General features: G+C 69.5%; 4 protein-coding genes. All 4 read left to right on the top strand.

Annotation, left to right across the window (positions count from 1 at the left end):
• Positions 1 to 896, top strand: an 896-nt coding sequence (locus tag AC1D15_RS15625) for a methyl-accepting chemotaxis protein (protein WP_477826689.1), incomplete at its 5' end; no start/stop codon positions are given.
• Between the two features lie 158 nt (positions 897 to 1,054).
• Positions 1,055 to 3,631, top strand: a complete 2,577-nt coding sequence (locus AC1D15_RS15620; RefSeq protein WP_477826688.1) for a 2-oxoglutarate dehydrogenase E1 component — start codon at positions 1,055 to 1,057, stop codon at positions 3,629 to 3,631.
• A gap of 54 nt (positions 3,632 to 3,685) precedes the next feature.
• A complete protein-coding gene (locus AC1D15_RS15615; protein ID WP_477826687.1) occupies positions 3,686 to 4,348 on the top strand; it encodes an HAD-IA family hydrolase in 663 nt (220 codons plus the stop codon).
• Positions 4,349 to 4,519: 171 nt separating this feature from the next.
• The coding region (locus AC1D15_RS15610; protein WP_477826686.1) for a glycoside hydrolase family 5 protein at positions 4,520 to 5,770 on the top strand (1,251 nt) is incomplete at its 3' end.

Here is a 5,770-nt window from a genome sequence, read left to right as displayed (position 1 = left end):
ACCCTATCCAGCGCGCGATCGAACTGGCCGAGTCGGTCGCCGCAGGCAACCTGACCTACAAGGTCGAGGTGCACAGCAAGGATGAGGTGGGTCGGCTGATCCTGGCGCTGCAGCACATGGTCGACAGCCTGCACCGCATCGTCTCCGAGGTGCGCACCGGCGCCGACACGATTTCCACCGCGGCGCACGAGGTGTCGCAGGGCAACACCGACCTGTCGGCACGCACCGAGCAGCAGGCGAGTGCGCTGGAGCAGACGGCGTCGGCGATGGAGCAGCTGACCGCGGCCGTCAAGCTCAGCGCCGACAGCGCGGGCCAGGCCAACCAGTCGGCGATGTCGGCCTCGACCGTCGCGACGCAGGGCGGCCAGGTGGTCGGCCAGGTCATCGACACGATGAGCACGATCTCGACCTCGTCGAAGAAGATCGCCGACATCATCGGCGTGATCGACGGCATCGCGTTCCAGACCAACATCCTGGCGCTGAACGCCGCCGTGGAAGCGGCGCGCGCCGGCGAGCAGGGCCGCGGCTTTGCAGTGGTGGCCAGCGAGGTGCGCAGCCTCGCGCAGCGCAGCGCGACGGCCGCCAAGGAGATCAAGTCGCTGATCGACGCCTCGGTCAACCAGGTCGACGAGGGCAGCAAGATGGTCGAGCAGGCCGGCGTGACGATGAAGCAGGTCGTCAGCAGCATCAAGCGCGTCAGCGAGATCGTGGCCGAGATCAGCGCATCAAGCCGCGAGCAGAGCATGGGCATCGAGCAGGTCAACAGCGCGATCCTGCAGATGGACGATTCCACGCAGCGCAATGCGGCGATGGTCGAGCAGGGCACCGCCTCGGCACGCGCGCTGCAGGACCAGGCGAAGCAGCTGACGCACGTGGTCCGCTCGTTCGCCCTTTGACGACGCGAGATTCCGGGATCCAGTGAGGCCGCGCCATCCGTGGCGCGGTGTGAGAGGAGACGGTCGATCGGACGGCAGGCACCACCAGAGTGCTGACCCGTCCTGTTCAGTTCCGCGCAGTACATCTCCATCACCTTTCTGTCAGGGAGGACGGAATCTTGATCACTTCGTTTCACGAGGACGCACAGCTGCGTCCGGCCCGGCTCACGCCGGAAGTCCACCGCTTCGTCGAGGCACACCGCGCGCACGGGCACCGCCATGCGGCGCTCGACCCGCTCGGGTTGTCGCGGCCGCTCGACGTGCAGGGCCTGTCGCTGCAGCGCTTCGGGCTGTCGCCGGGCGATGCGTTGACGCATGACGAAACCCCGTGGCTCGGCGCGCGCGATGCGCATGAGCTCGACCGGCGCTTGAAGGCCGCGTACTGCGGACCGCTCGCGCTGGATGCGTCGGCCGTGCGCGACGACGCGCGCCGCGCGTGGCTGCAGGCCCGCATGGAAGCCTTGCCGGCGGCCACGTCGCCGGACACCGGGCTGCTCGACCGCCTGATCCAGGTGCAAGCCTGGGAGCACCACCTGGCGCGCCGTTTTCCGCATGGCAAGCGCTTCTCGCTCGAAGGCTGCGAGGCCTTGCTGCCGCTGCTCGATGCGCTGCTCGAACGCGCTGCATCGCACGGCGTCGCCGAGGTGTTCATGGGCATGCCGCACCGCGGCCGTGTCAACGTGCTGGTCAACCTGCTGGGCCTGCCGGCGGGCGAGGTGATGGACTACCTCGATCCGCAGGCGCACGATCCGCAGCAGCACCTCGACCTCGTCTACCACCTGGGCGGCCGCCGCCGCATCGCGACGCGGCACGGCGAGATCGCGCTGACGCTGGCCCACAACCCCTCGCACCTGCAGAGCGTGTACCCGGTCGTGGCCGGCATGGCGCGCGCGAGCCAGGTGCGTGGCGGCGACAGCCACGCGATGGCGATCGTGCTGCACGGCGACGCCGCGTTCGCGGGGCAGGGCGTCGTGATGGAGACGCTCGCGGTGACGCAGAAGCCGGGCTATGCGGTCGGCGGCCTGGTGCATGTGATCATCAACAACCAGCTCGGCTTCACCGAACCGAACGCGATGGACGCGCAGGCCGCACGCTATTGCACCGACGTGACACGCATGGCGGACGCGCCGGTGCTGCGCGTGAATGCCGATGCACCCGAGCAGTTGCAGCGCGCCGCGCAGATCGCGCTGGCGTACCGCGCGCAGTTCGGCACCGACATCGTGATCGACCTGATCGGCTACCGCCGGCTCGGCCATTCCGAGCACGACATGCCGGCGTTGAGCAGCCCCGRCACCTACCCGCGCGCCGAGCTGAAGCCCTCGGTCGTCGAGGTGCATGGCGCGGCGCTGGTGGCGGCCGGGATGGCGAGCGAGCCGGAGATGGCGTCTTACATCGCCGCCGGGCGTGCCGCGGCGATCGAGGCGTTCTCGGCCAGGCAGCCCGCGGGTGCAGCCGGGACGGCGGCGAACACCGTCGTGGCCGGCGAAGCGCAGCCGCACGCGGCCTGGTCGCGCGAGCGCCTGCAGGCGGCGGTGGCGGCGATGACCGCGCTGCCGGGCGGCTTCCAGCCGCACCCGGCGATTCACACGCTGGTGCAGCAGTGGTCGCATGCGGCGGGCAGCGACGCTGCGCGCATCGACTGGTGCTTCGCCGAGAACATGGCCTATGCCTCGCTGCTCGGCGCCGGCACCGACGTGCGCGTGTCGGGCCTGGACGTGCGCCGCGGCACCTTCATGCACCGCCATGCGGTCTGGCACAACCAGGCGGCGACGGGGGCCGGCGAGTTCACGCCGCTGCAGCAGGTCGCAGCAGGCGGTGCGCGCTTCGACATCGTCAACTCGGTGCTGTCGGAAGAGGCGGTGCTCGGCTTCGAGTACGGCTACAGCGTGGAGGCCGGCGCGCAAGGCAGCGGCAGCAAAGGCCGCGGCCTGACGATCTGGGAGGCGCAGTTTGGCGACTTCGTCAACGGCGCGCAGGTGTACGTCGACCAGTACATCAGCGCCGGCGAAGCGAAGTGGGGCTGCCGCTCGGCGCTCGCGTTGCTGCTGCCGCACGGTTACGAAGGGGTCGGGCCGGAGCATTCGAACGCCTTCCTCGGCCGCTTCCTGCAGCTGTGCGGCGGCGACAACCTGCGCGTGGCTTTCCCGTCGACCTCGGCACAGTGGTTCCACCTGCTGCGCCGGCAGGCGCTCGATGAGCAGGCCAAGCCGCTGGTCGTGATGACACCGAAGGCGGTGCTGTACGGCGAATCGGCCTCGCATTCGACGGTCGGCGAGCTGTTGACGGGTGGTTTCGAGCCGGTGCTCGACGACGCCGCGGCGGCCGATGCGTCGCAGGTGACGCGCGTCATCCTCTGCAGCGGCAAGCTGTACTACGACCTGCACAGCGCCCGCGTGGCGCAGGGCCGCAACGATGTCGCGATCGTGCGRCTCGAGCAGCTGTACCCGTTCCCGCAGGCCGGGCTGGTCGCGGTGCTGCAGCGCTATCCGCAGCTGCGCGAGCTGGTGTGGGCGCAGGAGGAAACCCGCAACCAGGGCGCCTGGGCGTTCGTGCGCGACGATCTCGCCGAGGCCTGCCCGCGCGGGGCCGTGCTGAGCGAGGTGTCGCGCGCGGTGACGGCGGCCGGCGCGGTGTCGTCGCAGGCGGTGCACCAGCGGCAGCAGCAGGCGCTGGTGGCGCGGGCGCTCGGCGGCTGAGACCGCGGCCACACGCGTTACCCTGGGGCTCCTTCCACGAGTCCCAGGGCCGCCATGACCCCGCCGTACGCCGACCGCCGCTTCGCCGCCTTCCTGTTCGACATGGACGGCACGATCCTCAGCTCGATCGCGGCAGCCGAGCGGGTCTGGGCCGGCTGGGCGGCGCGGCACGGGCTGGACGTCGCCGCCTTCCTGCCGACCATCCACGGCCGGCGTGCGGTGGAGACGATCCGCCAGCTCGCGCTGCCCGGTGTCGACGCGCAAGCCGAGGCCGACGAGATCACGCGCCGCGAGATCGACGACGTGGCCGGCATCGATGCGATCGCCGGTGCCGCTGCCTTCCTGGCCGCGTTGCCGGCCGATCGCTGGGCCATCGTCACCTCGGCGCCGCGCGCGCTCGCGCTGCGCCGCATCGAGGCCGCGGGCCTGCCGCTGCCGGCCGTGATCGTGACCGCGGACGATGTGGTGAACGGCAAGCCGGCCCCCGATGGCTTCCGCCTCGCGGCGCAGCGGCTGGGCGTGGCGGTCGAGGCCTGCCTCGTCTTCGAGGACGCGCCGGCCGGCATCGCGGCCGCCGAGGCGGCGGGCGCCGCGATCGTCGTGATCACCGCCACGCACACGCATCCAATCGCAACACTGCACCCGCAACTGCCGGGCTACGGCGCGATCACCGTCACGCCCGGACCGGCCGGCACGCTGCAGCTCACGCACCGCTGACGCCACGGTTGCAGGCGGTGACAACCCCGCCGCCCGATCGAGGGTTTGCCCGAGGATGATCCGCGCCCCGGCCCCGAAGAATCCCGGACTGGAAACGTTTCCACTTTCTTCCACTCCAGTCCGACCATGAAACTCCTTTCACGCCTTGCCTCGCGGTTTGCCCTGCTGCCCGTGGCTGCCCTCGTGCTGGCCGGCACCGCCGCCGCCCACAGCAGTTTCCTGAAGGTCGACGGCCGCCTGGTGCGCAACCAGAACGGCACCGGCGACCCGATCTACCTGCGCGGCGTGAACCTCGGCGGCTGGCAGGTGCACGAGACGTGGATGTCGCCGCTCGCCGGTGCGAGCGACGACTACACGATGCGCAAGACGCTGAGCCAGCGCTTCGGCGATGCGGGCCGCGATGCGCTGATCAACGCCTACCAGGACAGCTACCTGCAGGAGAAGGACTTCAGGATCCTCAGCGAGCTCGGCATGAGCGCGGTGCGCCTGCCGATCTACTACCTGAACCACATGAACGAGGATGGTTCGTGGAAGCGCGATGCCGCCGGCAGGATCGACTTCCGCCGCATCGAGTGGGTGGTGGCGATGGCGAAGAAGTACCGCCTGTACGTGATCCTCGACCTGCACGGCGCGCCGGGTTCGCAGAACGGGGCCGACCACAGCGGGCGCATCGGCGGCTCGGGCCAGCTGTGGAACAACACGACGTTCCAGAACCAGGCGCTGACGTTCTGGCGCGAGCTCGCCACGCGCTTTCGCAACGAGCCGACCGTCGCCGGCTACGACCTGCTGAACGAGCCGTCGCTGAGCTACCCGTCACCGGCGACGCGCCCGGTGCTGGACATGTACAACCGCTTCTACAACGAGATCCGTGCGGTCGACCCGAACCACATCGTGATCATGGAAGGCATCTGGGACTGGACCGCGATCACCCGGCCGTCGGACTACGGCTGGACCAACGTGATCTACGAGTTCCACTACTACAACTGGGGCAACGACTCGAACTACCAGGCGCAGGCGAGCTTCACCGACAGCAAGATCGCGCAGGAGAAGCAGTACCTGTCGTACAACGTGCCGCACTACGTCGGCGAGTTCATGCTGTTCAACCTGCAGAGCAGCTGGGACTACGCGCTGGGCAAGTACAACGCGGCCGGCTGGCACTGGACGAGCTGGACCTACAAGGGCACCAACGTCGGCAACTGGGCGCTCTACAACAGCACCAACGCCAGCGCCAACACGCCGAACGTCGCGACCGATTCGTACGCGACGATCGAATCGAAGTGGCGCAGCTGGGATGTCGAGAAGAACATGGCGCCGAACACGATGCTGACCGGTGTGTTCAAGGCGGCGCTGACCGGCAGGAACAGCCTGATCCGCAACCTGCCGTACGAAGGCAACTGGCGCGCCATCGACAGGCTCGAGGCC

The organism is Rhizobacter sp. P2_H2, assembly GCF_056403375.1.
This window is presented reverse-complemented; position numbering and strand designations above follow the sequence as displayed.